21 protein-coding genes and 1 tRNA gene are annotated in these 25,118 nt (G+C 65.0%); 14 read left to right on the top strand and 8 right to left on the bottom strand.

Annotation, left to right across the window (positions count from 1 at the left end):
* The first annotated feature begins 70 nt into the window (after window positions 1–70).
* From AC1ROB_RS19145 to AC1ROB_RS19130, 4 genes are all read left to right on the top strand, one after another.
* The gene (locus tag AC1ROB_RS19145) at window positions 71–1,003 is read left to right on the top strand and encodes a mechanosensitive ion channel family protein (protein ID WP_492969514.1); all 933 of its coding nucleotides are present in this window, start codon (window positions 71–73) and stop codon (window positions 1,001–1,003) included.
* A gap of 25 nt (window positions 1,004–1,028) precedes the next feature.
* Window positions 1,029–2,045, top strand: coding sequence for a patatin-like phospholipase family protein (locus AC1ROB_RS19140; RefSeq protein WP_492969516.1), 1,017 nt, complete (start codon window positions 1,029–1,031; stop codon window positions 2,043–2,045).
* A 113-nt stretch (window positions 2,046–2,158) separates the two neighbouring features.
* Window positions 2,159–2,234 (top strand) — tRNA-Phe (locus AC1ROB_RS19135).
* A gap of 79 nt (window positions 2,235–2,313) precedes the next feature.
* Window positions 2,314–4,695 (top strand): mechanosensitive ion channel domain-containing protein, encoded by a 2,382-nt coding sequence (locus tag AC1ROB_RS19130; protein ID WP_492969517.1) that lies wholly within the window; start codon window positions 2,314–2,316, stop codon window positions 4,693–4,695.
* On the opposite strand, the gene AC1ROB_RS19125 is transcribed toward AC1ROB_RS19130, so the two are convergent.
* Entirely contained in the window at window positions 4,679–5,263 is a 585-nt protein-coding gene (locus tag AC1ROB_RS19125; RefSeq protein WP_492969518.1) for an NAD(P)H-dependent oxidoreductase, read from the bottom strand. The genes AC1ROB_RS19130 and AC1ROB_RS19125 overlap by 17 nt on opposite strands.
* A 156-nt stretch (window positions 5,264–5,419) precedes the next feature.
* Here AC1ROB_RS19125 and AC1ROB_RS19120 point away from each other — a divergent pair, with 156 nt between their 5' ends.
* The gene (locus AC1ROB_RS19120; RefSeq protein ID WP_492969519.1) at window positions 5,420–6,799 is read left to right on the top strand and encodes an esterase-like activity of phytase family protein; all 1,380 of its coding nucleotides are present in this window, start codon (window positions 5,420–5,422) and stop codon (window positions 6,797–6,799) included.
* Window positions 6,800–6,839: 40 nt separating this feature from the next.
* Here AC1ROB_RS19120 and AC1ROB_RS19115 read toward each other — a convergent pair whose 3' ends face one another.
* The 3 genes from AC1ROB_RS19115 to AC1ROB_RS19105 are packed head-to-tail and all read right to left on the bottom strand — an operon-like array spanning window position 6,840 to window position 9,499.
* Window positions 6,840–7,277, bottom strand: a complete 438-nt coding sequence (locus tag AC1ROB_RS19115) for a hypothetical protein (RefSeq protein WP_492969520.1) — start codon at window positions 7,275–7,277, stop codon at window positions 6,840–6,842.
* 48 nt (window positions 7,278–7,325) lie between these two features.
* Window positions 7,326–8,690 (bottom strand): cytochrome P450, encoded by a 1,365-nt coding sequence (locus tag AC1ROB_RS19110; RefSeq protein WP_492969521.1) that lies wholly within the window; start codon window positions 8,688–8,690, stop codon window positions 7,326–7,328.
* Window positions 8,687–9,499, bottom strand: a complete 813-nt coding sequence (locus AC1ROB_RS19105; protein WP_492969522.1) for a 2-oxo acid dehydrogenase subunit E2 — start codon at window positions 9,497–9,499, stop codon at window positions 8,687–8,689. Before AC1ROB_RS19105 ends, AC1ROB_RS19110 begins: the two co-directional genes overlap by 4 nt.
* 258 nt (window positions 9,500–9,757) lie before the next feature.
* On the opposite strand from AC1ROB_RS19105, the gene dapC reads away from it, so the two are divergent.
* From dapC to AC1ROB_RS19085, 4 genes are all read left to right on the top strand, one after another.
* Window positions 9,758–10,978 carry a succinyldiaminopimelate transaminase gene (gene dapC, locus AC1ROB_RS19100; protein ID WP_492969523.1) on the top strand — a complete coding sequence of 407 codons (1,221 nt, stop codon included), beginning with the start codon at window positions 9,758–9,760 and terminating at the stop codon, window positions 10,976–10,978.
* 70 nt (window positions 10,979–11,048) lie between these two features.
* Window positions 11,049–13,553, top strand: a complete 2,505-nt coding sequence (locus AC1ROB_RS19095; protein WP_492969524.1) for a DNA translocase FtsK — start codon at window positions 11,049–11,051, stop codon at window positions 13,551–13,553.
* Window positions 13,554–13,730: 177 nt separating this feature from the next.
* On the top strand, window positions 13,731–14,894 hold the full coding sequence (locus tag AC1ROB_RS19090) for a DUF3142 domain-containing protein (protein ID WP_492969525.1): 1,164 nt from the start codon (window positions 13,731–13,733) through the stop codon (window positions 14,892–14,894).
* 10 nt (window positions 14,895–14,904) lie between these two features.
* Entirely contained in the window at window positions 14,905–17,103 is a 2,199-nt protein-coding gene (locus AC1ROB_RS19085) for a hypothetical protein (RefSeq protein WP_492969526.1), read from the top strand.
* Here the strand turns inward: AC1ROB_RS19085 and AC1ROB_RS19080 are convergent.
* Complete coding sequence (locus AC1ROB_RS19080; RefSeq protein WP_492969527.1) at window positions 17,100–17,687, bottom strand: TetR/AcrR family transcriptional regulator; 588 nt, start codon at window positions 17,685–17,687, stop codon at window positions 17,100–17,102. The genes AC1ROB_RS19085 and AC1ROB_RS19080 overlap by 4 nt on opposite strands.
* 94 nt (window positions 17,688–17,781) lie before the next feature.
* Between AC1ROB_RS19080 and AC1ROB_RS19075 the strand changes: the two genes are divergently transcribed.
* The 4 genes from AC1ROB_RS19075 (at window position 17,782) to fghA (ending at window position 22,205) form a co-directional block, all read left to right on the top strand.
* Window positions 17,782–18,981 carry an acetyl-CoA C-acyltransferase gene (locus AC1ROB_RS19075; RefSeq protein WP_492969528.1) on the top strand — a complete coding sequence of 400 codons (1,200 nt, stop codon included), beginning with the start codon at window positions 17,782–17,784 and terminating at the stop codon, window positions 18,979–18,981.
* Entirely contained in the window at window positions 18,978–20,168 is a 1,191-nt protein-coding gene (locus AC1ROB_RS19070; protein WP_492969529.1) for a multidrug effflux MFS transporter, read from the top strand. The genes AC1ROB_RS19075 and AC1ROB_RS19070 overlap by 4 nt, the downstream gene beginning before the upstream one ends.
* Before the next feature lie 82 nt (window positions 20,169–20,250).
* Window positions 20,251–21,363 (top strand): S-(hydroxymethyl)glutathione dehydrogenase/class III alcohol dehydrogenase, encoded by a 1,113-nt coding sequence (locus tag AC1ROB_RS19065; RefSeq protein WP_492969530.1) that lies wholly within the window; start codon window positions 20,251–20,253, stop codon window positions 21,361–21,363.
* Window positions 21,363–22,205 carry an S-formylglutathione hydrolase gene (fghA, locus tag AC1ROB_RS19060; protein WP_492969531.1) on the top strand — a complete coding sequence of 281 codons (843 nt, stop codon included), beginning with the start codon at window positions 21,363–21,365 and terminating at the stop codon, window positions 22,203–22,205. The genes AC1ROB_RS19065 and fghA overlap by 1 nt, the downstream gene beginning before the upstream one ends.
* On the opposite strand, the gene AC1ROB_RS19055 is transcribed toward fghA, so the two are convergent.
* The 3 genes from AC1ROB_RS19055 to AC1ROB_RS19045 all read right to left on the bottom strand — a co-directional run bounded on the left by AC1ROB_RS19055 (window position 22,202) and on the right by AC1ROB_RS19045 (window position 24,137).
* The gene (locus AC1ROB_RS19055) at window positions 22,202–23,155 is read right to left on the bottom strand and encodes an alpha/beta hydrolase (RefSeq protein WP_492969532.1); all 954 of its coding nucleotides are present in this window, start codon (window positions 23,153–23,155) and stop codon (window positions 22,202–22,204) included. The genes fghA and AC1ROB_RS19055 overlap by 4 nt on opposite strands.
* A 64-nt stretch (window positions 23,156–23,219) precedes the next feature.
* The gene (locus tag AC1ROB_RS19050; protein ID WP_492969533.1) at window positions 23,220–23,771 is read right to left on the bottom strand and encodes a chlorite dismutase family protein; all 552 of its coding nucleotides are present in this window, start codon (window positions 23,769–23,771) and stop codon (window positions 23,220–23,222) included.
* A 42-nt stretch (window positions 23,772–23,813) separates the two neighbouring features.
* On the bottom strand, window positions 23,814–24,137 hold the full coding sequence (locus AC1ROB_RS19045) for a YbjQ family protein (protein WP_492969534.1): 324 nt from the start codon (window positions 24,135–24,137) through the stop codon (window positions 23,814–23,816).
* Between the two features lie 83 nt (window positions 24,138–24,220).
* Here AC1ROB_RS19045 and AC1ROB_RS19040 point away from each other — a divergent pair, with 83 nt between their 5' ends.
* Complete coding sequence (locus AC1ROB_RS19040) at window positions 24,221–24,886, top strand: LolA family protein (RefSeq protein WP_492969535.1); 666 nt, start codon at window positions 24,221–24,223, stop codon at window positions 24,884–24,886.
* Window positions 24,887–25,118: the final 232 nt, after the last annotated feature.

The raw sequence follows: 25,118 nt of genomic DNA, 5'->3' as shown, positions 1-25,118 counted from the left end.
TGTCATATCAAAACATCGGCTGTGCAAAAGCGCTGGCCCATGGCGCGGCAAACCGTGTAACGTCCGGCCCATGTCGCGCGAAACAAGACGCTTTCTCTGGTCTCTCTGCATTTCGATCGGGCTGGTCTACACGGTTCTCGAACCGCGCCATGTGCCGTTCCTGTGGACCTGGCTGATCTCGCCGCATCTGCCGATCTGGCTCGACAAGCCGCTGGCCGTGCTGGCCTGGTTCAGCCTGGCCTGGACGGTTGCCACCGGATTCGAGCTGTTCCTGTGGCGGCGCATGTATGGCCAGAGCCTGTCGGGCGTGCCACGCCAGCGCAAGCTGCTGACCGACCTGTTCAACGTGATGCTGTATGTCATCGCCGCCGGCTTCATCGTCGTCGAGGTCTTCGACCAGGCGCCGACCGGCCTGTTTGCCACCTCGGGCGTGGTCGCCATCATCATCGGCTTCGCCCTGCAGCAGCTGCTGACTGATATCTTCGCCGGCGTCGCCCTCAATCTGGAGCGCCCGTTCAAGGCCGGCGACTGGATCACCATGGACGGCACCCAGGGTATGGTGCTGATGACCAACTGGCGCGCCACCCATCTGCGCACCCGCACGATGGATCTGATGGTGGTGCCCAATGCGGTGATCGGCCGCGCCAAGCTGATCAATCACAGCCGGCCGCAGGCGCGGCATCTCGATTTCGTCGAAGTGATCCTGCAATACGGTTTCGACGAAGCCGCCCTGCAGCGCCTGCTGAAGGACGCGGCGCTTACTGTGGACGGCGTGCTGGCCGACCCGGCGCCGATCATCGCGCTGCATGAACTGCGGCCGGTCGTCACGGTCTGGCGCATCTACTTCTTTGCCGACGATTTCGCCCGGGTCGTGATCATGAAGGCCGAACTGCTGCATGCCGCCTATGCGGCTTTGCGCAAGGACGCGCTGTCCGCCTATCTGCCACGCAACGAAACCATTCTGCATCTGGATGCGCCGACGCCGGCGCTGCAAAACAACTGATCATGGGCGTTTGGGGGATGACACGATGAAAAAGAAAAGCCTGAAGCTGGCCCTGCAGGGCGGCGGCGCCCATGGCGCGTTCACCTGGGGCGTGCTCGACCGGTTGCTGGAAGACGACCGCATCGAGATCGAGGCGCTGGTCGGCACGTCGGCGGGCGCCATGAATGCCGCCGTGGCGGCCTATGGCCTGGGCGCCGGCGGTCCGGCGAAAGCCAAGGAGCTGCTGGAGAAATTCTGGCGCCTGTCGTCCGAGGCCGGCAAGAAGGGTCCGCTGCAGCCCAGCCCGATCGACAAGATGTTCAGCATCGGCAACATGGACTTCTCGCCGATGTACCATTTCTTCAATTCACTGTCGCAGATGATGTCGCCCTACCAGCTCAATCCGGCGAACGTCAATCCGCTGCGCGATCTCATCGCCGAAGTGGTGGATTTCGAGGCGCTGCGCGCCAACAAGACAGCCGCCAAGCTGTTCATCTGCGCCACCAATGTGAAGAACGGCCGCATCCGCGTGTTCAACCGCGATGAAGTGACGCCCGATGCCGTGATGGCCTCGGCCTGTCTGCCATTTCTGTTCCAGGCCGTGGAAGTGGACGGCAATTTCTACTGGGATGGCGGCTATTGCGGCAATCCGCCGATCTTTCCGCTGATCTATGAAAAAGGCACCAACGATATCCTGATCGTGCAGATCAATCCGGTGAATATCCCGGACGTGCCGAACACGGCGGCCGCCATTCTCGACCGCATCAACACGCTGAGCTGGAATTCCAGCCTGATGCGCGAGATGCGGGCGATCCAGTTCGTGACCAACCTGCTGGACAGCAACGAGCTCAACCGCGAAAAGTACCCCCGCGTCTTCATGCACAGCATCGATGCCGAGGAGCTGCTGGCCAAGTTCAGCGTCTCCAGCAAGCTCAACCCGGACTGGGATTTCCTGTGCTATCTGCGCGGCATCGGCCGCGAGAAGGCGGATGCCTTCCTGGCCGAGCATTTCGACGATATCGGCAAGGCGTCGACCACCGATATCGTGGCCAAATTCATGTAAATCGCGGCCCCCGGACGACCCTGTGGCAACGCCCCGGTCCGGGGCTGGACAGGGGTGGGGATTTTGTCTATAACCGCGCGCCGTTACGGGCTTTTGGCCGTAACGGCTTGTGTGCCCAGGTAGCTCAGTTGGTAGAGCAGAGGACTGAAAATCCTCGTGTCGGCGGTTCAACTCCGTCCCTGGGCACCATTTTCTCCCCTTATCGTTAATCTGTTTGCTGCCATGCCCGACATGGCCATGCCATATTTGCGACCACACTGCTGACGCCATGACCCGCTCCCTTATCGCCATCCTGCTCACCGCCATCATTCTGCTGGCCCCGCCGGCCATGGCGCAGACCGTTGCCCCTGCTGCGCCCCCTGCCGGTCTGTCCGCTGCGGAACTGAACAGTCTGGCCGATCAGCTGGAAGACGAGGGCGCGCGGCGCAAGCTGGTCGAAACCCTGCGCGCACTGTCGACAGCGCAGACGGCGCCGGCCGAGACCAGGCCGGCCGCAAAACCGGCCACGGCGCCGGCTCCTGCCGCAGCCCCGGCTGCGACACCGGCGAAGCCGGCCGCTGCCGCGGAACCGGAAGATCCCGGCGCCGTCATTGTCGATTCCGTGGTCGACCAGATGCGCCGCGCCGGCAGCAGCTTCGCGGCACTAGGGGCCCTGTTCTCCGATCTGCCGGCATTAAAGAAATGGTTCAGTCTGCAGATTGAGCATCCCGGCCGTCGCGCCCTGTGGATCGATGTGCTGCTGAAACTGGGCGCCGTGCTGGTGGTGGCGATGGCGGCGCAGGCCGTGGCCTTCCTGGCGATCCGCCGGCCGCTGGCCACGCTGGAATTGCGCAAGCCCGGCCCGCTCTGGCTCGGCCTGGTCTTCGTGCTGCTGCGTGCGCTGGTGGCGTTGCTGCCCACGGCGGTTTTCGCCGGCACGGCCTATGGCATGCTGGCGGTGCTGGCGCCCAATGCACTGACCCGCGATATCGCCCAGATCATCGTTCTGGCCTTCGTCGCCTGGCGCGCCATCGAGATCGCCGGCCAGATGCTGCTGGCGCCCGAAGTGCCGCATCATCCATCGCCTCTGGCGCGTCTGCTGCGGATCGATGGCGAGAATGCCGCGTATATCCAGGTCTGGCTGCGGCGCCTGAGCGCCATCGCCCTGTTCGGTTATGCCGCCGTGCGGATCGCCGTGCGTGTGCGTATCCCCGCTGACGGCATCGACGTCATCGCCACGGTGATCGGCTTTGTCTTCACCCTGATGCTGACTATCCTGGTGCTGCAGAACCGTACGGCCGTGGCGCAACGCATCCGCGGCCAGGCAGCGGCAGAGGATGACACGGCGCGCGGCAATGCGCTGCGGCTGCTGCGCCATCGCGCCGGCGATATCTGGCATGTGCTGGCGCTGCTCTATATCGGCGCCACCTTCGCGGTCTGGGCCTTCGATGTCAGCGGCGGCTTCCAGCTGATCCTGCGCGGCACGCTGCTCACCGTAGCCGTGCTGATTGTCGTGCGCGTGCTGCTGTTTGCCGCCGAACATGGCTTCGGGCGACTGTTCGCAGTCAAGCCCGAGGTGCAGCATCGTTTCCCGGGTCTGGAGCGGCGCGCCAACCGTTACCTGCCTGTCCTGCTGGGCGGCCTGCGCCTGCTGCTCTATATCATTGCTGTCTTCGCCATCCTGCAGGCTTGGGGCATCGACTCGCTGGGCTGGCTGGGCAGCGCCACGGGGCGCAACCTGGTGGCCCGCGTCACCACCATCCTGCTGGTCGTGGTGATCACCGTGCTGCTGTGGGAAGCGACCTCGGCCGCGATCGAATACTATCTCACCCGGCCTGGCGTCGATGGCCAGCCCACCATGCGTTCCAGCCGCGTGCGCACCTTGTTGCCGCTGCTGCGCCGCTTTGTCTCCATCGTGCTCGGCCTGATCGCGGCTTTGATCGTGCTGTCGGAACTCGGCATCAACATCGCGCCGCTGCTGGCCGGTGCCGGCGTGATCGGCCTTGCCATCGGCTTTGGCGCCCAGACCCTGGTGAAGGACATTATCACCGGCATTTTCATCCTGGCTGAGGAAACCATCTCGGTGGGCGACGTGGTCGATCTGGATGGCAATGCCGGCGTGGTCGAGGATATCTCGATCCGCACCATCCGGCTGCGCGACATGGATGGGACCGTGCATGTGATCCCGTTCAGCGCCGTCAACAAGGTCAAGAACATGACGCGCGGTTTCGCCCATGCGGTGATCGACGCCAATGTCGCCTACCAGGAAGACGTCGATACGGTGATCACAACCCTGCAGGAGCTGGCCGAGAGCATGCGGGGCGAGCCGGAATGGCAGGCCAAGATCATCGAGCCGCTGGAGGTGATCGGCGTCGAACAGATCGCCGCTGCCGGTGTCATCATCCGCGTGCGCTTCAAGACGCTGCCGGGCGCGCAATGGGGCGTGAAGCGTGAATTCTTCCGTCGGATGAAGGCGCGGTTCGACGAACGCGGCATCGTTATCCCGCTCGCCCAGACGGTGTTCATCGAGCGCGACCGCCCCGATGAGGATGAGACGGAGGATGGCAAGCCGAAGACGAAAAAGCGACCGATGGAGATGCGGGATCCGCCCGAAGGCAGCACTGAAGCCGACATGCCGGCCGGCAGTCCGCCGCCTAAAGCCGCGCCATAAGCCGGGCGATCCTGTCGAGGTGACGCTGTAGCTTTTCCGGCGTCGCCACATTCATGTGGTAATAGGCATGATAGCCGATCGGGGTTTTCCCGCCGGTCAGCGCGCGCAAGTAACGCGTGATCACCTTGCGCGGCGGATCACCCATGAAAAACGCCATCCAGCGCGGCCGGCCATAGGTGGTAATGGCGGCAATCGTTTTCAAATGCGTCAGGCCCGGCTTCACATCGGCCGGATCGCTGATGTCGAAGGCGACACCCGGCATCAGCACGCGGTCGAACCAGCCTTTCAGGATCGCCGGCAGGCCGAAGCACCAGACCGGAAAGCACAGCACCAGCGCCTCGGCCGCCAGCAGGCGGTCGACATAGGCCTGCACCGGTGCACGGTTGACCGCCGTGTTGTGGTAGTTCAGCCGTTCCTCCCGGCCCAGCACCGGATTGAACCCTTCGGCATAGAGATCGCAGTCGTCCACTGTATGCCCGGCGGCGCGCAGGGTCTCGACCACCCGGGCATGCAGGGCGGCGTGGAAACTGGTTTCCACCGGATGGGCATAAAGCACCAGAACGCGCATGGCCTGTCCTCGACGAATGGTTCAAAGCTTCGATTCGACACTCAAGGATCATGCCAGATTCCGGATGTCGTCACGGCGCTGTCATCGCTTCGGCATCGGTATGTCATGGAATCGCATTACGGAGTCTGTCCTGCACTCATCAACAGGGGGACCGGTATGAAACCGACCACGTTTGCACTGCTCACTGCCACCGCGCTGCTGACCGCTACGAGCGCCATGGCCCAGGATAAGGCCTTCCGCGCCGCGGTCGCCGGTCATGTTTTCCTGCCGGCCCAGACCTTTGTCGATGCCCCGGCCGATGCGCCGGCCTCGATGAAGACCTCGGGAAAATTCACCGGCGCCGCCCGTAATGACAAGCTGAACAGTGTGGAAGGCATCTCGGCGTTGTCGGACAAGAATGCGCCGCGCAAGATCGGCATCAGCCTGCCGTTCAAGGGCCAGCCGGTGCAGGGTTTCTCCGGCGTGAAGTCGCTGGGCAATGGCGAATTCCTGGTCGTCACCGATAACGGCTTCGGCAACAAGGCCAATTCGCCCGACGCCATGCTGATGTTCCATCGCCTGAAAATCGATTTCGCCACCGGCACCGTGCAGCGCCAGGAAACCCTGTTCCTGCATGACCCGGACAAGAAGGTGCCCTTCCTGATCGTCAACGAAGGCACGACCAAGCGTTACCTCACTGGCGCCGATTTCGATCTGGAATCGATGCAGATTGCCGGTGACACGCTGTGGTTCGGCGACGAGTTCGGTCCCTACCTGATCGCCACCGACCGCAAGGGCAAGGTGAAGCAGATCGTCGAGACCAAGGTGAACGGCAAGCCGGTGCGTTCGCCCGACCATTATGCCGTGCGCACGCCGGGCGCGCCGGGTGCCGTGGCATTCGAATCGCGCCGCAGCAAGGGCTTCGAGGGCATGGCTGCGTCGAAGGACGGCAAGTTCCTCTACCCGCTGCTGGAGGGCGCGCTGTGGGATGCCGCCGCCAACGGCACCGAAAAGGGTGCCGACGGCAAGGAATACCTGCGCATTCTGGAATTCGATCTGGTTAAAAACGACTGGACCGGTCGCAGCTGGAAATACCGTCTCGAAGTCAATGGCAACAGCATCGGCGACTTCAACATGATCGATGCCAGCAGCGGCATGATCATCGAACGCGATGATACCGAAGGCGGTGCGGCGCAGGCATGCAAGGGCGAGATGAAGCCGGATTGCTTCAACGTGCCGGCCAAGTTCAAGCGTGTCTACAAGGTCGACTTCAGCCAGACCGATCTCGATGGTTATGTGAAGAAGGTCGGTTATATCGACCTGATGGACATGGCCGATCCGAACCGCAAGGCCAAGCAGGGCGGCGAGACGGGCGAGGGCGGTCCGCGCCTCACCTTCCCCTTCTTCACCATCGAGAATGTCGATGTGGTCGACGGCACGCATATCATCGTCGGCAACGACAACAACTTGCCGTATTCCTCCGGTCGCGCGCTCGGCAGGAGCGATGACAACGAGTTCGTGCTGCTGGAGGTGAGGGACTTCCTGGCGGCCAAGTAAGACGAGTGCTGGCGGCTGGAGCAATCCAGCCGCCGTTCGCTTACTGGCCGAGTTTCTCCGGATTGCCGGCTGCCCAGTCGAGGCCGAAATCACAGGTCGCCGAGCCTTCATCGCAGATAACGCCGACGCCCTCGGCACGGTACAGCGACCGGCAGACTTCGCGCTTTAACACGACGCTTTCCTCACAGACCATATCACGTTCGATCCGCCAGTTCGTCTTGCTCTGCTGGCCGCGGATTCGGACGAAGCGCGTTCCGTCAGGTAGATAGAGCAAGGGCACGCGAACGCCATTGGCGGGCACCACATGATAGAGCGTGTTGTTGGTGAGTAGGGCGGCGAGTTGCGCTCCGTTTAGTGGTGCAATGGCCTTTGCTTCAAGCTCCTGGCGCTGCGGCACCTTTAATGCCTGTGCCTCGGTTGTACCGGGTGCTGCCGCGAGAGAGATGGCCACCGCCAGTGCGATACGCATAATCGTCATGATTTCCCCTGTTGTTTATATCTGTCAGCCTGATGCTGACATGCGGATTTAACGGGGCTCCAACTGCAGGCTGATTTCCCGGTCGGGTGCCAGCGTGATGCGGGCCTGCATGCCCACCGGCGTGGGGTCGGCCAGGCTCAGGCGATAGCGCTGTACGATCATGGCCAGCATGATCGTCATTTCTGCCAGCGCGAAATGATTGCCGATGCAGGTATGCTTGCCGACGATGAACGGCATGTAGGCCTGTTTCGGCCAGGCATCGTCGAGGAAGCGCTGCGGCCGGAACGCGTCCGGATCGCCCCAGAGCGCCGGATCGCGATGCATGCCGAAAATCGACAGCAGCAGCAGGCTGCCGCGCGGGATCGCCCGGCCACGGAAGTCGTCATCCTCCATTGCCTGCCGTGAGATATGGTAGACCGACGGATAGAGCCGCATCGTCTCGTTGATCGTCGCGGTGGTCAGCGGCAGGCGCTTCATGCTTTCCAGGTCCGGCGCCTCGCCGCCCAGCACCTGGTTCAGCTCGTCATGGATCTGCTCGACCAGCGCCGGTCGGCTGGCCAGCGCATAGAGCATCCAGGCCAGCGCTGTGGCGGTGGTCTCGAACCCGGCGATGAACAGCGTCTTGGTTTCATCGCGCAGGGCTGCATCGTCCAGCGCCACGTTGCCGTCCGGCTCGCGGGCGGCCCGCATGGTCTGCAGGATGTCGTGCTTCACCGGGCAGCCATGGCGACCGGCGATATGGCCGTTCACATAGTCGTCCAGGATGGCGCGAGTCTCGTGCAGGCGGCGGTTGCCCCTGGTCGGGGCCCAGAGCGGGGGCGCGAACCATGAGGTGTTGCGCTTGCGCAGCAGCTGCAGGCTGTCGCGTACGGCGGCGCCGAAGCGTTCGGAATTGTCGCGGCCGACATCGGTGGAGAGCAGGGCGTGGCCGATCACGTTCAGTGACAGATGCTGGGTCTCGGCGATCGCCTGCACCGGCCGGCCGGCGCGGCGTTCGGTCTCCCAGCGGTCCAGCATGGCCTGTGTCGCTTCCTTTGCTGCCGGCGCCATGCGCTGCAGGCCGTCGGGGCGGAAGGCCGGCAGAATCTGGCGGCGGCGCTTCAGCCAGAAGGGGCCATCGGTCGACAGCAGGCCCTGGCCGTTGATCACCTGGCTGTTGCGATACTGGAAGCTGCGTTCGTATTTCTCGTGCCGCGTCACCAGCACCTGGCGGATATAGTCGGCATCGGTCACCGCCAGGAAGCGCTTGTGCAGGATGCGGAACCAGGCGATCCCGCCATGGCCGGCGCCCACCTGGGCCGGCAGGAGATGCGCGGTGGCGGCGAACTGCGCCGCATGGCCGAACAGCCAGTGGCCCCGCGCCTGCGGGAAGCGGTCAAGCGGCGGAGACGGGGCGGTGGCGGTCATGCTCATGGGGCGGTCTCCGTGGCGGCAAGCAGGCGGCGGGTCTCGGTGACGAAGCCGTCGTCCAGTCCTGCAGCATTCTGCAGCAGACCCGACAGTGTGGCGGCGAACCGTGACAACGGTAATCCATCGACGATGGCGTGGTCGGCGCCGGCCGACAGGCAGAGCAGCTTGCGACCGTCGCGCTCCAGCACGCTGCCGATGGCCAGCGTGTAGGTGAAGATGTTGGGTGGCAATGCCCAGAAGGCGTTGGTGACGCCGGGGCTTTGCAGGTTGGTCAGGCCGATGGTGCCATGGAACTGCTTCAGCAGGCGCGGATCGCGGCGGATGCGCCAGGCCAGCAGGTCGCGCACGAAGCCCGGCATGCGGGCGATGCGCCGGCGCAGCTTCACCAGGTCATGCAGCGCGAGATCGGCATCGGTGGCCCGGCGCAGTTCCAGGTTCAGTTCGGCCAGCGAGCGGGTCTGCGCGGCGCGGAAGGTGTAGCCCACTGCCATCTGCATGCCGTTGGGCATGCGCCGGTCGATGGCGGTCGAGACGTCGATGTCGTCAAACCGGATCAGCGATTTGCCATGCCGGAAGGTGTGCATGATCGGATGCTTCTTTGCCGCCTGCGTCAGGCAGTAGGCGACGAAGGCATGGAAGGACACGGCGATGCGCAGTTCGCGGCGGTATTGCGCGATCAGCGCCATGGCGCCGGTCACATCCACTTCGCCGAAGCCGTAGACGGTGTAAGGGCGATGCAGGTTCAGCGTGCCGATCACGGCATTGCGGACCACCGGCCATGGGCGCGACTGGAAGCTGGCATCCTGCTGCATAACTCTTGCCGCTGCGGGTCGCCTGAAGCAACCCGCGATGCTGCGGCTCCCCCGTCTGTTTGGAATCCCCTGGCCGCATCGGCGATGCGCCCACGGAGTCTCTATCAATACCAGGGGTTATCCGCCACTTTTTTGTTCGCTTGCTGGTGGCGGGATCGGCTTGCCGCCGGAGTCGCCGCCCCGTAGATTGCAGCATCCTGTTGTACCGGCCCGATTCGTGGATTGTCGCGTCTCCGGCCCCGTCCCGCGAATGTCGCCATGCTGAATCCCGGCCTCGAGCTTCTGACAGACTATCCGTTCACCCGCCTGCGCGCCCTGCTCGATCACGAGCCGCTGCCGCCGGGTGTCACACCGATCAACCTGTCGATCGGCGAGCCGCAGCATGCGTTGCCGGATTTCGTGGTCGAGACCCTGACGCGCGATCTCTCCAGCCTCAGCCGCTATCCCACCGCCAACGGTTCGCCCGAGCTGCGCGCCGCCTGCGCCAACTGGCTCAATCGCCGCTATCACCTGCCCGATGGTCTGATCGACCCGGAAAAGCAGATTGTGGCGCTGAACGGCACCCGCGAGGGGCTGTTCATGGTGGCCCAGGTGGTAATCCCGCAGAAGAAGGGCCCGAAAGGCGAAAAGCCGCTGGTGCTGATGCCCAACCCCTTCTACCAGACCTATGTGGGTGCGGCGGCGGCCTGCGGCGCCGAGCCCTATTTCGTCGCTGCGACGGCCGAGAACGGCTTCATGCCCGATTTCTCAAGCCTGCCGCGCGAGGTGCTGCAGCGTACGGCGCTGGTCTATCTCTGCTCGCCGGCCAATCCTCAGGGAACGGTGGCCAGCCTGGACTACATGGCACGCCTGATCGAGCTGGCGCGCGAGCATGATTTCGTTATCGCCTTCGATGAATGCTATGCCGAGATTTATTGCGACGCGCCGCCACCGGGTGGGCTGGAAGCCGCGATGAAGCTGTCGGGCGGCAAGGCGACGAAAGACGCGCTGAAGAATGTCGTGGTTTTCCATTCGCTGTCCAAGCGTTCCAGCGCCCCGGGCCTGCGCTCGGGCTTCTGCGCCGGCGATCTCGAGATTCTCCAGGCCTTCATCAAGCTGCGCAATTACGGTTGCGCCGGCCTGATGATGCCGGTGGTCGAGGCCTCCACCGCGCTGTGGAACGACGAGGCCCATGTCGAGGCCAACCGGGCGCTCTACCGCCAGAAATTCGACATGGCGCAGAATGTCCTGGGCAACCGGTTCGGCTTTTTCCGCCCGGCCGGCGGCTTCTACCTCTGGCTGGATGTCGGCGATCCGGAGGCGGCGGCCCTGAAGCTGTGGCGCGAGGCCGGCATTCGCACCCTGCCGGGCAATTATCTGACCCGCCCGGAAAATGACGGCGAAAAGGCCGGAAAACCGTATCTGCGCATTGCCCTGGTGGCCGATCTGGAGACCACCCGCACGGCGCTTCAACGAATCAGTAACGTTCTGGGGGCTTAACTACCCAGGCTAGGGCGAATCGGCTCGGCCTGGCTCCGTTTGTGTTGCCGAATATAGTTAAGAGGATGGCATGGCCGCCAGGTCCAAGAAGAAACGCTCGTTTTTCCCCGAGGGCTTCGACGACTTCCTGCTGCTGCGGGCCCGGGAGGGCGGCGGCATCCTGATTCTCGGTATCGGCTTCCTGCTGGCGCTGGCGCTGGCCACCTTCGATCCGGCCGATCCGAATTTCAATCACGCCACGCCGATGGCGCCGCGGAACTGGCTTGGCCTGCCCGGCGCCTATATCTCCGACGTGCTGCTGCAGACGCTGGGTCTTTCGGCCTGGCTGTTCGTGCTGCTGCTGGCCAGTTGGGGCTTCCGCGTCGTCTCCCATCGCGGCCTGCCGCGCTGGTGGCTGAACGTCGCCCTGGTGCCGCTCACCCTGATCCTGTTCGCCTGCTTTGCCGCCGCCCTGCCGGTGCCCGCCATGTGGGCCATGCGCGCCGGCCTCGGCGGCGTGGTCGGTGACTACATCCTGTATCACCAGCTGGTGCCGTTCGGCGTCATGCTCGGTCTGCCGATCTCGGCGGTGCTGCCGGCCGTCGTCTGCTTCGGCTTTGCCGTGCTCTGCTTCTATTTCGCCTCCGGCCTGTCCACCAGCGAATGGCGCAGCATGGGCGCCGGCCTCGGCTTCGGCGCCGCGGCCACCACTGGCCTGGCGGCGCAGGGCATCTATCATGGCGGCAAGGCGGCCATGCGCGGCGGCCAGGCCGCCCATGGCTTCTTCGGCCGCCTGAAGGAATTCTTCGCCGGCAGCCGTGACGATGACGACGACAAGCCGGTGGTGCGCAAGGCCGAACCGAGCTTCGGCAAGGCCAAGAAGACCCGGGCTGCCGACGACGACTATATCGATCCGGACGATCTCGATGAGGTCGACGACGACGAAGATGACGACCTGCCGCGCCTGCCGGTGGCGAAGAAGGCCGACGAGGGCCGTGTCACCCGGCGTATTGAGAAGCCGAAGAGCGGCAGTCGTGCCGCCCGCGAGGCCCAGACCACGCTGAATCTCGGCGATGCCGGCGATTTCGAACTGCCGGAACTGTCGCTGCTCAAGCCGGCGCCGGCCGACTCTGCGCGCGAAAAGATCAACGAAGATGCGCTGGAACAGAATGCGCGCATGCTGGAATCGGTGCTGAACGAATTCGGCGTGCAGGGCGAGATCACCAAGGTCCGTCCTGGTCCGGTCGTCACCCTCTATGAGCTCGAACCCGCGCCGGGCACCAAGTCCAGCCGCGTCATCGGGCTTTCCGATGATATCGCGCGTTCGATGAGCGCGCTGTCGGCCCGTGTCGCGGTCATCCCCGGCCGCAATGCCATCGGCATCGAACTGCCCAATGCCAAGCGCGAGACGGTTTACCTGCGCGAATTGCTGGCCTCGGCGGAATTCGAGGCGCCGTCGACCAAGCTCGGCCTGGCGCTGGGCAAGGATATCGGCGGTTCGGCCATTATCGCCGACCTGACCAAGATGCCGCATCTGCTCGTCGCCGGCACCACCGGCTCGGGCAAGTCGGTGGCGATCAACACCATGATCCTGTCGCTGCTCTATAAGCTGACGCCGGATCAGTGCCGCTTCATCATGGTCGACCCCAAGATGCTGGAACTTTCCGTCTATGACGGCATCCCGCATCTGCTCGCGCCAGTCGTGACCGAGCCCGGCAAGGCCGTCGTCGCACTGAAATGGACCGTGCGTGAGATGGAGGACCGCTATCGCAAGATGTCGGAACTCGGCGTGCGCAATATCGCCAGCTATAACGAGCGCCTGGCCCAGGCCAAGGCGAAAGACGAGAAGCTCGGCCGCACCGTGCAGACCGGCTTCGATGAAGGCGGCAAGCCGATCTACGAGGAACGCCCGGTCGATCTCAATCCGCTGCCCTTCATCGTCGTGATCGTCGACGAGCTGGCTGACCTGATGCTGGTCGCCGGCAAGGATATCGAGGCCGCCATCCAGCGTCTGGCGCAGATGGCGCGCGCCGCCGGCATTCACCTGATCATGGCCACCCAGCGTCCCTCGGTCGACGTCATCACCGGCACGATCAAGGCGAACTTCCCGACCCGCATCTCCTTCCAGGTGACCTCGAAGATCGACAGCCGCACCATCCTGGGCGAGCAGGGCGCCGAGCAGCTGCTGGGCATGGGCGACATGCTGTTCATGCCGGGCGCCGGCCGCATCAGCCGCGTGCACGGTCCCTTCGTCTCGGACGAAGAGGTCGAGCGTGTGGTCAAGATGCTGAAGGACCAGGCCGAGCCGGTCTATGTCGAGGCGGTCACCGCCGATCTCGATGGCGGCAAATATGGCGCCCCGGGCGGCGGCGGCGAGGGCGGCGGCAGCGAGGAAGACAATTTGTATGACCAGGCCGTGGCCCTGGTCTGCCGCGAGCGTAAGGCCAGCACCTCCTTCATCCAGCGCCATCTGCAGATCGGCTATAATCGTGCCGCCCGCATCATGGAACGCATGGAAAAGGAAGGCGTGGTCGGCACCGCCAACCATGTCGGCAAGCGCGAAGTGCTGGCCCGCAACATCGAGGCGGCCGAGTAGGCTGCCGGGTGCATATTCAAGTATGAAGAAGTCCGGCTGCCACGCCGGACTTTTTTATGCCGCAATCCCACGGCATTATTCACTTGGGTGAATCGCGTGGGCGCGGTTCGGTCGGCAGGATGTGGCAGAATGAAACGCGGGGGGCAGGTTGGCATCTGGTCCAGGGGACTGGCGGCGATGCTTGTCCTCATGCTGTCCTGGCCGCTGCGGGCAGAACCTGCCCTCCCCAATGACGCCTATATCTGGCAGCGCAAATGGACGGCCTCCCTGGCCGACGCGCTGCAAACCTCCACCCCCCTGATCCGGCAATGGCGCGTCCTGGCGATGGATATCGATCGCTATGGCTGGCCGTCGATGACGGCTCCCGATCTGGCGCTGCTGGCGGCTTCCGGCCGGCCGGTCATGATGGTGGTCCGCATCGACGGGCAAAGGATGGATGGCGATATCCGCATCCTTCACAGGGATCTGCCGAACCTGGCGGCGGCATGGCGCCATGCGGGCGTAAACCTGCGCGGTGTGGAGATCGATCATGATGCCGGCACGGCGCGGCTGCCGGCTTATGCCGATGTCCTGGCCGAGCTGCGGGGCGTGCTGCCGCCTGATCTGGTCCTGTCGATCACCGCTTTGCCGACCTGGCTTGGCTCGCCGCTGCTGGAACAGCTGCTGAAAAGCGCCGACGAATGCGTGCTGCAGGTGCATGCCGTGCTCGATCCCATGCGCGGCCTGTTCGATCCGGCGCAGGCAAAGGCCTGGATCGAGGCTTTCGCCCGGCGCACGCCGCGGCCCTGGAGCCTGGCCCTGCCGGCTTACGGCACGCGCATCTCCTGGAATAACGATGGCCGCATGATCGCCATCGAAAGCGAACGACCCGTCCCGGTCGATGGCGCCGCGAGCCGTGAACTGGTGGTGATGCCGCAGGTGCTTGCCAGTTTCCTGCGCGATCTGGGCGAACGCCCGCCGGCGCGGCTGACCGCGATTGCCTGGTTCCGTCTGCCGACGGCTGAGGATACCCGGGCCTGGAGCCTGCCGGCCTGGCATGCAGTGCTGCGGCAGGATTCTCTGCGCAGCGCCTTGACCGCCGCGCCGCGCTCGACGGAGACGCCGGGGCTGTTCGATATCGTGCTGACCAATGCCGGCAACATTGATGACCGCCTGCCGCTGCAGGTCTATCTGCCGTCTGGCTGTGCCGCGGATGGCATCAACGGCTATGCGATCGGGCGTGATGGTGGCGGCACCATGCTGATCCGCCGCCAAGATGGGCTGCTGCGGGTCGGGCGCGAAAGACGGATCGGGTGGCTGCGCTGCGAGGGCGGTGCGCCGGTGGTAAAACTTGAACGATAGGCTGAGGACTATGATGCAGAAGCACAGGGCCATCTTTTGGGCCGCGGGTTTTGCCCTGGCGGGGACCGGTATCGCCGTGGCCTGTGGGCCGAATTTTCCCTGGCAGCTGCTGGATAACCGTGCTGAAACGCTGGAGGCGGTCCCGGCCAACAGCTTCAGCTGGGAAGTCGGGCAACTGGTGCCGTTATCCGGTCCGCGGTTCAGGAGCAGTTATGTCGCGCGCGAAACCGCCGAGGCTGACGGCATGGCCTCGCATCATGTGGCCCTGGTCAAGACCATGCGCATGGTGGCCGATGGCGATGCCGCCTTTGCGGTCGGTGGCGGCTTGCCGCCGGCGGTCCGGCTCTACACGGCTGGCGCGGTGGATTATCTGCGCGCCATCGGCGATGGCCGCATGCCGGCGGCCGAGCGCGTGGTGATGCTGGAGCGAGCCGCCAGTCGCTTCGCCGCGGTGCTGCAACAGCCCGACGCCGCGAGCCGGGCCACCTGGGCCGCTTATATGCTCGGCAAGTCACGAGCCGCCATTGCGCGCCTGGTGCCGCCTGCCGATGCCTGCGATGTGACGTCTGCGGCAGAATCGTTCCAGCAGGTCCGCTCGCTGGCCCGCCAGGGCAGCCCCGATCCGCTTGGCCTGGCGCTGGCCAGCTATGGCGAAGAGGCACGGTTGCATCTCGATATGGCCGATGCGCCGCAATCCTGCGAGGCCGGTCGCAACGGGCAGGCTTTGCTGCGGGCGGTGACGCTCTACGCCGATCAGGCCAATCAGGAAAGTAACAGCAGCGGCAACGATTCGCTGCGGATCGTTTTGCACCGGATTCTTGATGATGACGCTCTGCTGCGCAGCGCCGCGGCGCAGCCGCTGCTGCAGCGCCTGCTGGTGGCCCATCTGCTGTATGGGGAACGCTACGCTGTCGATATCGACGATGGACCGCTTTTGCGCGGACGGAGCGGCGGCAGCGCTGCGGTGGAGCGTCTGCTCGCGGTGCTGGACGCGCAGGGGCTGCCGGCTGTGGCCGGCATCGATCGCCTGGCTGTCCTTGCTTATGACCTTGGCCGGTTCGATCTGGCGGGACGGCTCGCGGATCGGGCTGCCGGACCGCTGGCTGGCTGGGTGAAGGCCAAGCTCGCCCTGCGCGCCGGCGATCGCGACGGCGCCGCGGCGCAGTATGCGATTGCGGTTCGTGCGGTGACGCCGGGCGGCGCTGATCTCGAACCCGGTCTGCGGTTCCGTCTGCGTGGCGAGCAGGGCACGCTGGCCCTGGCGCGCGGCGACTATGTGCAGGCGCTGGAGCATCTGTATGGGGCGGCACCGGTCTACTGGTCGGACCTTGCCTATGTTGCCGAGCGGGTTGTGTCTTCGGATGAACTGAAACGCTTCATCGATGCGGCCGTGCCGGAAAGTGGCGATCAGGGCCCGAAGGATCAATGGGGTCGCATTCCGCCCAAGCCAGATATGGAATTGCGCCAGCTGCTGGCGCGTCGTCTGGTGCGCGAGGGACGGGTCGCCGAGGCCATTCCCTATTTCCCGGTCCGCTGGCAGCCCCACTGGTCAGGGCGGCCGATGCCGGTCCGGCAGCAGGCCGCGGATTATGCGGCGGCCCTGCGGGCCGCCGACAAGGCCTGGACCGGGATCGGCCGCGCGGAAGGATTGTATGCTGCGGCCCGGCTGGCCCGGTACAGCGGCATGGAGATCATGGGCTACGAGCAGGCGCCCGATTTCTTCATCTTCAATGGCGCTTATGATGTCGGCTCCGGGCAGACGGATGTGCAGGTGGGTCCGTTCGTGACGCGAGGCGAGGTCGAGCGCTTCGAGGCCAGCACGCCGGTCTCCGACCAGCGCTTTCACTATCGCTATCTGGCGGTGAGCCAGGTCATTGCGGCGGCCGACCAGCTGCCGCCGCGGTCGCAGGCCTTCGCCGCCGTACTGTGCCATGCCTCCGTCTGGCTGCAGAGCGTCGGCGCCATCGAACAATCCGATGCGATATACCGGCGCTATCTGCGTGAAGGTGCCTATGTATCCTGGGGGGCGCAGTTCGGTCTGGATTGCCCGGCGCCGGATTTTGCCGGCGCGCATAAACGGCAATGGGACTATTATGTGCTGCCGGTCAAACGTTGGCTCAAGGCGAACCTGGCTGTTGTCATCGCCGGTATCGCGCTGGTGGCTGTAGGCGGTGCGGTCGCGATACGACGCCGGCGGCGCACCGCTTAATTGCCGGTCGCCGCGGCCAGCGCCGCCTGGCGCGCATTCTTCAGGGCACGTTGCGACTGTGCCGGATCGTGTTTCAGCGCGCGCGCCAGCAGCAGGCCACCGACCAGCACGGCCAGCACGGCATGGGCACGATCTTCCGCCTGGCGTTTTGTCGACGCCTCGATCACGCCGCTGAAGAGGGTCAGCAGTTTCGCGATGCCGTCCTCGTACGCTGCCTGCACTACGCCGCCGGCGCGCTGGGCTTCCATGCCGACCGACGCCATGACGCAGCCATGCTCCGGCCGGTCGCGATGTGCCTCGGTCAGATAGGTTTCCACCACGGCTTCCAGCGCCTGGCCTTCTGGCGCCTTGGCGGCGATGGCCAGCAGGCGGGCGCGCATGGCCGCCAGGGCCTCGGTTACCGCCGCGGCGGCAAGGTCGTCTTTCGAGGCGAAATGCCGGTAGAAGCCGCCATGGGTGAGGCCGGCTTCAGCCATCACCTCGGCCAGGCCGGTTTCGGCCAGTCCTTTGCCGCGGATCATGCGGCCGGCCGTTTTGACGATCTGGCGGCGGGTTTCCGCCTTTTCCTCGGCCGAGCGACGCATGAAGACCTTTCTGCGCTGCAAAAAAAAGCGCTTGACGGATAGATGATAGCAATCATCTAAATAGGACGGCAAGAGAAATTACGGAGAGCCGCCCATGTCGACCACCCTGTCCGCCCATGATCCCATCGTCATCGCATCCGCCATCCGCACGCCGCTGGGGCGTTTCGGCGGCGCGCTCGCTTCAGTGGCGGCCAACGAACTTGGCGCCGTGGCCATCAAGGCGGCCTTGGAACGTGCCGGGGTGAAGGGCGATGAGATCGACGAGGTGCTGATGGGCTGCGTGCTGCCGGCGGGCCAGGGCCAGGCACCGGCACGGCAGGCGGCACGCAAGGCCGGGCTGCCCGATCACGTTGGCGCCGTCACCATCAACAAGGTCTGCGGTTCGGGCATGCGCGCCACCATGCTGGCCCATGACATGCTGCGCGCCGGTTCGGCCGATATCATGGTGGCCGGCGGCATGGAGAGCATGTCGGGTGCGCCGTATCTGCTGCCGCAGATGCGGTTCGGCCATAAGGCCGGCCATACCAGGGTGCTGGATCACATGGCGCTGGATGGCCTGGAAGACGCCTATGAGCGCGACCGCGCCATGGGCACCTTTGGCGAGGATTGTGCCGCGAAATACGGCTTCACCCGTGCCGAGCAGGATGCCTATGCGATCGAGACGCTGACCCGCGCCCGCAAGGCCGTGGAAAGCGGCTGGTTCGATGCCGAGATCGTCAGCGTCACGCCGACGGTGAAGGGCGCCGAAACCGTCAGCCGCGACGAGAATCCGCTGAAAGTCAGCCCCGAGAAGATTCCGACCCTGAAGGCCGCCTTCAAGGCCAACGGCACCATTACGCCGGCCAGTTCCAGCGCCAATGCCGATGGCGCGGCCGCCATGGTGCTGACCCGTGCCTCGCTGGCACAGGAGCGTGGCCTGCCGGTGGTGGCGCGGATCGTGGGCCATGCCGTGCATGCCCAGGATCCGGCCTGGTTCACCACCGCGCCGATCCCGGCGATCCGAAAGCTGCTGGGCAGGATCGACTGGAGCGTCAACGACGTCGACCTGTTCGAGATCAACGAGGCTTTCGCGGCCGTGCCGATGGCGGCGATGCGCGAGCTGAATATCGGCCACGACCGGGTCAACGTGCTGGGCGGCGCTTGCGCACTCGGCCATCCGATCGGCGCCACCGGCGCGCGGATTATCGTCACCTTGCTCAATGCGCTGGAACGCTCGGGCGGCAAGCGCGGCGTCGCCTCGCTCTGCATCGGCGGCGGCGAAGCCACGGCGATTGCCATCGAGCGCGCCGCATGAAACCCGCCCTGTCCTATGCGCCGCTGATCGTGCTGCTGACGGCGCTGGCCGCTATCGGCATGCTGTCGACCAATATCTATCTGCCGGCCCTGCCGGTGATCGGCCAGGCGTTGCAGGCCGATGCCGATACGGTGCGCCTGACGCTGACGACCTATCTTGCGGTCTTTGCGGTCTGCCAGCTGGTCGCCGGACCGCTTTCGGATCGCTACGGCCGCCGGCCGGTTCTGGTGGTGGGCCTGGCGCTGTTCTTCGCCGCGACGCTGCTTTGCGCCACAGCAATGGATATCGAGACGCTGATCGTCGGACGCGCGTTGCAGGCGGTCGGCGCCTGCGCGGCCTCGGTGGTCGGCCGTGCCATGGCGCGCGATCTGTTCGATGGCGCCGCTCTGGGCAAGGCGCTCGGTCTCATCATGACCGGTGTGGCGGTCGCACCCGGTTTCGGCCCTCTGCTCGGCGGCCTGCTGCAGGAAGCGTTCAACTGGCGCGCGCCGTTCTATGCGGTGGCCGGTTTCGGCATCGTCATCCTGCTGCTGGTGCTGCGCCTCCTGGGCGAGACCCGGCCGGCAACCACCCATCGCCCGGGCCTGGGCGGCGCTTTCGCGGCCTATGGCAGCCTGCTGGCCAGTCCGCTGTTCCTGCAGCCGGCCCTTGCCACCACCTGTGCGCTGGGCGCGCTGTTCGCTTTCTTCGCCGGTGCGCCGGGCCTGTTCATCGCCGCCTATGGCCAGAGCCCGACCGGCTTCGGCCTGATCTCCAGTTTCACGGTGTTTGCTGTCTTTGCCGGCGGCTACAGCGCGCCGAAGCTGATGCGTCGTTTCGGTGCGGCAACGGCCAGTCGCATCGGTTTTCTGGTGCTCAGCGCCGGGGCTGCACTGATGTTGGCACAGGTCAGCATCCTGCCGGGCCTGTGGCCGGCCATCGGCGCCACGCTGGTCTTCCTCTATGGCATCGGCATCGTCAATCCGCTCACCGTGTCAGCCGCCCTGCAGCCGTTTCCGCAGCGCGCCGGTGCAGCCTCTGCCCTGATCGGCGCCCTGCAGATGGCTGGCGCCACCCTCGGCGCGGCGCTGGTCAACCTGCTGCCGCTGCCGGGCGTGCAGCCGATGCCGATGGCCATGCTGGTGATGGCGCTGCTCGGTCTGGTCAGCATGCTGCCGCGGCCGCAGCCGGTGGTCACGCCGGCGTAACCTGAACGATCGTGGCCTGAGGGTTCCCTTCAGGCCTGCCGGGCCTCTATTCTCCTGCGGATCATATCGCAGGAGAATCGCCATGGACGTGCGCGCCGCTGTCGCTTTCGAAGCCAAGAAGCCGCTCAGCATCGAGACCGTGAAGCTGGGCGGCCCGCGCGCCGGCGAAGTGCTGGTCGAGATCAAGGCCACCGGCGTCTGCCATACCGATGCCTATACGCTGTCCGGCCTCGATAGCGAGGGCAAGTTTCCCTGCATCCTCGGCCATGAAGGTGCCGGCGTGGTGGTCGATATCGGTCCCGGTGTCACCAGCGTGAAGAAGGGCGATCACGTCATTCCGCTCTACACGCCGGAATGCCGCCAGTGCGACTACTGTCTGAGCCGCAAGACCAATCTCTGCCAGTCGATCCGCATCACCCAGGGCGCCGGCCAGATGCCTGATGGCACCAGCCGCTTCAAATGCCGCGGCGAAACCGTGTGGCATTACATGGGCACCTCCACCTTCGCCAACTACACGGTGCTGCCCGAGATCGCGGTGGCCAAGATCCGGCCGGATGCGCCGTTCGAGAAGGTCTGCTATATCGGCTGCGGCGTCACCACCGGCATCGGCGCTGTGGTCTACACCGCCAAAGTGCAGGCCGGCGCCAATGTGGTGGTCTTCGGTCTCGGTGGCATCGGGTTGAACGTGATCCAGGGCGCCCGCATGGTTGGCGCCGACCGCATCATCGGCGTCGACATCAATCCGGCGCGTAAAGCGATGGCCGAGAAATTCGGCATGACGCATTTCGTCAATCCGAAAGACATGAAGGACGACGAGCTGGTGCCGCATCTGGTCGAGCTGACCAAGGGCGGTGCCGATTTCAGCTTCGAATGCATCGGCAACACCAAGACGATGCGCCAGGCGCTGGAATGCTGCCACAAGGGCTGGGGCGAATCTGTCATCATTGGTGTGGCGCCCTCGGGCGCGGAAATCTCCACGCGGCCGTTCCAGCTGGTGACGGGTCGGGTCTGGAAGGGCTCGGCCTTCGGCGGCGCGCGCGGGCGCAGCGACGTGCCGCAGATCGTCGACTGGTACATGGACGGCAAGATCAACATCGATGACCTGATCACCCATGTGATGCCGCTGGACAAAATCAACGATGCCTTCGATCTGATGCATGAAGGCAAGTCGATCCGCTCGGTGGTCACGTTTTAATGGAACGCATTAAAAACTGGGCCTGCTTCGACGGTCAGCAACAGGTTTGGCGCCATCGTTCGGCCGTGCTGGGCTGCGACATGGAATTCGCCGTCTACCTGCCGGCCCAGGCCGCCGACAAGGGCACGCATCTGCCGGTGCTGTATTATCTCTCAGGGCTCACCTGCACCTGGGAGAATATGGTGGCCAAGGCCGGCGCCCAGCGCTATGCCGCCGAGCATGGCCTGATCCTGATCGTGCCAGACACCAGTCCGCGCGGCGTGGCCATTCCCGGCGAGGATGATGCTTACGATTTCGGCTCCGGCGCCGGCTTCTATGTCGATGCTTTACTGTCGCCGTGGTCGCGGCATTACCGCATGTATTCCTACGTCACCGAAGAATTGCCGGCACTGGTGGCGCAGCATTTCCCGGTGGAGGCGGCGCGCAGCGGCATCTTCGGCCATTCGATGGGCGGCCATGGCGCGCTGGTCTGCGCCTTTCGCAATCCGCAGCGCTATAAATCCGTCTCGGCCTTCGCGCCGATTGTCGCGCCATCGCAGGTACCCTGGGGCGAGAAGGCCTTCACCGGGTATCTGGGCGCCGACCGTTCCACGTGGAACGCCTGGGATGCCACGCAGCTGGCCGCCACCACCGACTGGCACAAACCGGTGCTGATCGACCAGGGCACGGCGGATGAATTCCTGGAGCCGCAGCTCAAGCCACAGCTGCTGGCCAATGCCTGTGCGGCTGTGGGCATGCCGCTGACACTCCGGCTGCAGGCCGGCTACGACCACAGCTATTATTTCATCGCCAGCTTCATCGGCGACCACATCGCCCATCACGCAGCCCAACTCAAACGCTAGTCGGCGGCGTCGGTCTTCACCGGACCATAGGCATCGGCAGGCGCATGGCTGTCGATGAAATGCAGCAGCATGCTGTGCACGCCAGCATCGCTCATCAGGCGGCGATGACCCAGCCCGTCAACAATGCGGAACTGCGCGGCCGTCCAGGCCGCAGCATTCTCCTGGCTGTGCTGCAGCGGCACCACGCGGTCATCGCGGCTGTGCAGGATCAGGCCTGGCATCGCCAGGCTGCGCAGCTTGGGCGGCAGGTAAAGTGAGTCCATGCTGCGGCCGACCAGCCGCTCGATGGCTGTGAAGACGCGCGCGGTCTGTGCTGCATCCAGTTTCAGCATGGTCATCAGCGCGGCAGCGAACAGGCGCGGATGGTTGGGCGGCGCCAGCAGAGCCAGGCGCTGCGTCTTCAGCCCCAGTTCGGCAGCAGCAAGCACTGTGGCGGTGCCGCCCATGGAATGCGCGATGGTGGTGTGGATCGGCGCGGCACCGATGGCTTCGGCCTCGCGCCCCACAGCGGCAACCGCGGCGGCCAGCACCGGGATCGAGGTCACCCCGGCAGTGCCGACCGCACTGCGGCCATGGCCCGGCAGATCGAGGGCCAGCACGCGAAAGCCGCGTGTCACCAGCTTGTCGATCAGCGGTGCCCAGCTGACATGATCGTCCTCCCAGCCATGCACCAGCAGGATGGTGGGATCGCCGGCCCGGCCGAAGCTCCAGGCAGCGACCGGCCCGAAGGGACTTTCAGCGCCAAAGGGTGTTTCACGTGAAACATACCGGGAACGATCGGGTCGGGGTTTCTGCCAGGGCCGCAGGAACAGCCGTGCGGCCCGTTCGGCGGCCCATGCGGGCGCCAGGGCGAACCCGGCCTGAATCAGGCTGCGCTGGCCTATAAAGGCTAATAATGCACGAATGTTCGTGCTTTTATTGACGTTGGGGGCGGACTTAGCTTTGGACATGATTGGACCTGTGCGGTGGGGAGGGTCTGCCGCAGAATATAGAACGGTCGTACTATTTCAAGTTCTATTTCTCGGTCCGGTCTAGCCGAATTTCTACTTCCCGGTCGACGTATTCCCATTCTGGAGTAGCGCGCAGCGCTGCCAGCAGACCGTCGAAGGCCGCGGTATCGGCGGGCGCGAACTCGAACCAGGTGAGGAAGTCGAAGGGCTCTCCCAGATCGCGGGCATGGAACAGTTTACGCGCGACGGCGGGCAGATAGGTCATGCCGATGGCGATATGGCGCGATTGCTCCTCGATGATCGCCCGCCGCTCGTCCTGGGCCAGCAGCCACCAGGCCGCGGTCTTGCGGATCGGGATCAGCGCGGCGCAGCGCGCCTCGGGACGGCCCAGTCCCGGCTGTATGGCGGTCAGGGCCTTGCGCTCGGCCTCGCTTGTGTAGCGCAGATTGCTGGCCACGCCGCGCAGCTGCCAGGGGGAATCTTCCGCCTCCAGCAACCCGTCATACAGCGACAAGCATGACGCCATCGGCAGGCCGTCGCCGGCCAGTGTGGTGATGGACAGAATCTTCCACGGCCCCGTCGGCCCGCCGACGAAGCTGGTAAAGCGCGATTCCATTTTTGGATTCCCCCGGTGCAACCGGGGCGCTGAGACCCGGCGTCAGCCCAGTTTTACCGCAGTTCCACTGGCGGCGACCATCAACATTTGGCGATCACTGCCGCCGATCTGCTGGTAATCCAGGTCCATGCCGATCACGGCATCGGCGCCCAGTGCCTGGGCTTCCTCCGTCAGGCTTTCCAGCGCCAGCGCCTTGGCCTTGCGCAGTTCCTTTTCGTAAGAGCCCGACCGGCCGCCCAGGATGTCGGTGATGCCGGCGAAAAAGTCGCGGAAGACATTGGTGCCCATCACGGCTTCGCCGGCGACGATGCCGAGATAGCTGGCGACCTTGCGGCCCTCGACGCTGTCGGTGGTGGTGAGGATCATGGCTGGCGCTCCGTGGTTGTCCGACCAGCAGCTTAGGCAGGATGCCTTGATTTCGCCATCTGCCGGGGCTACCCCTCATAGCCATGACTGATCGCCGCCGCTTCCTGCTCGCCATGGCCATCGCCGCAACCGCAGCGCAGGTCCCCTTTGCCGCCGCCTATGCCGCCGCTCCGGCGGGCAGCGCCAAGCTGACGCCCCAGGACCGCACCGATCTCGACCGCATTTCCGAATATTTCAACCGCGTGCGGACCATGCAGGGCCGTTTCCTGCAGGTCGCCCCCGATGGCGGCGCGGCCGAGGGCAAGATCTACATGAGCCGCCCGGGCCGCTTCCGCTTCGAATTCGACCCGCCGGTGCCGATGCTGATCGTGTCGGACGGCGCCTATATCATCATGGAAGACCGCGAGCTGAAATCGGTGGAGCGCATTCCGCTGGGTGCGACCCCGCTGGATCTGCTGCTGCGCGACAAGGTGGTGTTCGACGACAGCGTCGGCATTTCCAAGGTGGAACGCGGGGCCGCCATCCTGCGGGTGACGCTGTTTGCGCCGGACCGACCCAAGGAAGGCTCGCTCACCGTGGTCTTCGGCGACAAGCCGCTGGAATTTGCCGGCTGGACCGTCACCGATGCCCAGGGCAAGGTCACCTCGATCACGCTCAACCAGATCGACTTCAACCCGCAGATCAATCCCCGCCTGTACACCTACGGTGACCGGCCGGCGGTGGAGCGCGCCCTGCAGCAGCGCCGCTGAGCGGCCGGCGACACCATACCGTGGTACCATCAGGTAACTGCCCGGCCCCGTAGAATGGCGGGCGGGTATACCATCTGGTTATGGGGCAGGGTCACGGTGTCATAAGCCGCTGCAATCCCGTGAACTTTCGTCGAAAAACCTGCGATTTGACCGGCACGGCGGTTGCGGCCCTTCCGAAGGCTGCTATAACCTCGGCCCCTGAAGGGCACTCACAGAAACCCGGGTTTTGCCC

This window comes from Ferrovibrio sp. GW821-FHT12F09, assembly GCF_058806775.1.
The sequence above is the reverse complement of the archived record's forward strand: the minus strand, read 5'-3'. Positions and strand labels throughout refer to the sequence as shown.

Bases quoted from the DNA above. Each gene is read 5' to 3' on its own strand.
- AC1ROB_RS19145 (WP_492969514.1), top strand. From the start codon at position 71: ATGTCGCGCGAAACAAGACGCTTTCTCTGGTCTCTCTGCATTTCGATC.
- AC1ROB_RS19140 (WP_492969516.1), top strand. From the start codon at position 1,029: ATGAAAAAGAAAAGCCTGAAGCTGGCCCTGCAGGGCGGCGGCGCCCAT.
- AC1ROB_RS19130 (WP_492969517.1), top strand. From the start codon at position 2,314: ATGACCCGCTCCCTTATCGCCATCCTGCTCACCGCCATCATTCTGCTG.
- AC1ROB_RS19125 (WP_492969518.1), bottom strand. From the start codon at position 5,263: ATGCGCGTTCTGGTGCTTTATGCCCATCCGGTGGAAACCAGTTTCCAC.
- AC1ROB_RS19120 (WP_492969519.1), top strand. From the start codon at position 5,420: ATGAAACCGACCACGTTTGCACTGCTCACTGCCACCGCGCTGCTGACC.
- AC1ROB_RS19115 (WP_492969520.1), bottom strand. From the start codon at position 7,277: ATGACGATTATGCGTATCGCACTGGCGGTGGCCATCTCTCTCGCGGCA.
- AC1ROB_RS19110 (WP_492969521.1), bottom strand. From the start codon at position 8,690: ATGAGCATGACCGCCACCGCCCCGTCTCCGCCGCTTGACCGCTTCCCG.
- AC1ROB_RS19105 (WP_492969522.1), bottom strand. From the start codon at position 9,499: ATGCAGCAGGATGCCAGCTTCCAGTCGCGCCCATGGCCGGTGGTCCGC.
- dapC (WP_492969523.1), top strand. From the start codon at position 9,758: ATGCTGAATCCCGGCCTCGAGCTTCTGACAGACTATCCGTTCACCCGC.
- AC1ROB_RS19095 (WP_492969524.1), top strand. From the start codon at position 11,049: ATGGCCGCCAGGTCCAAGAAGAAACGCTCGTTTTTCCCCGAGGGCTTC.
- AC1ROB_RS19090 (WP_492969525.1), top strand. From the start codon at position 13,731: ATGCTTGTCCTCATGCTGTCCTGGCCGCTGCGGGCAGAACCTGCCCTC.
- AC1ROB_RS19085 (WP_492969526.1), top strand. From the start codon at position 14,905: ATGATGCAGAAGCACAGGGCCATCTTTTGGGCCGCGGGTTTTGCCCTG.
- AC1ROB_RS19080 (WP_492969527.1), bottom strand. From the start codon at position 17,687: ATGCGTCGCTCGGCCGAGGAAAAGGCGGAAACCCGCCGCCAGATCGTC.
- AC1ROB_RS19075 (WP_492969528.1), top strand. From the start codon at position 17,782: ATGTCGACCACCCTGTCCGCCCATGATCCCATCGTCATCGCATCCGCC.
- AC1ROB_RS19070 (WP_492969529.1), top strand. From the start codon at position 18,978: ATGAAACCCGCCCTGTCCTATGCGCCGCTGATCGTGCTGCTGACGGCG.
- AC1ROB_RS19065 (WP_492969530.1), top strand. From the start codon at position 20,251: ATGGACGTGCGCGCCGCTGTCGCTTTCGAAGCCAAGAAGCCGCTCAGC.
- fghA (WP_492969531.1), top strand. From the start codon at position 21,363: ATGGAACGCATTAAAAACTGGGCCTGCTTCGACGGTCAGCAACAGGTT.
- AC1ROB_RS19055 (WP_492969532.1), bottom strand. From the start codon at position 23,155: ATGTCCAAAGCTAAGTCCGCCCCCAACGTCAATAAAAGCACGAACATT.
- AC1ROB_RS19050 (WP_492969533.1), bottom strand. From the start codon at position 23,771: ATGGAATCGCGCTTTACCAGCTTCGTCGGCGGGCCGACGGGGCCGTGG.
- AC1ROB_RS19045 (WP_492969534.1), bottom strand. From the start codon at position 24,137: ATGATCCTCACCACCACCGACAGCGTCGAGGGCCGCAAGGTCGCCAGC.
- AC1ROB_RS19040 (WP_492969535.1), top strand. From the start codon at position 24,221: ATGACTGATCGCCGCCGCTTCCTGCTCGCCATGGCCATCGCCGCAACC.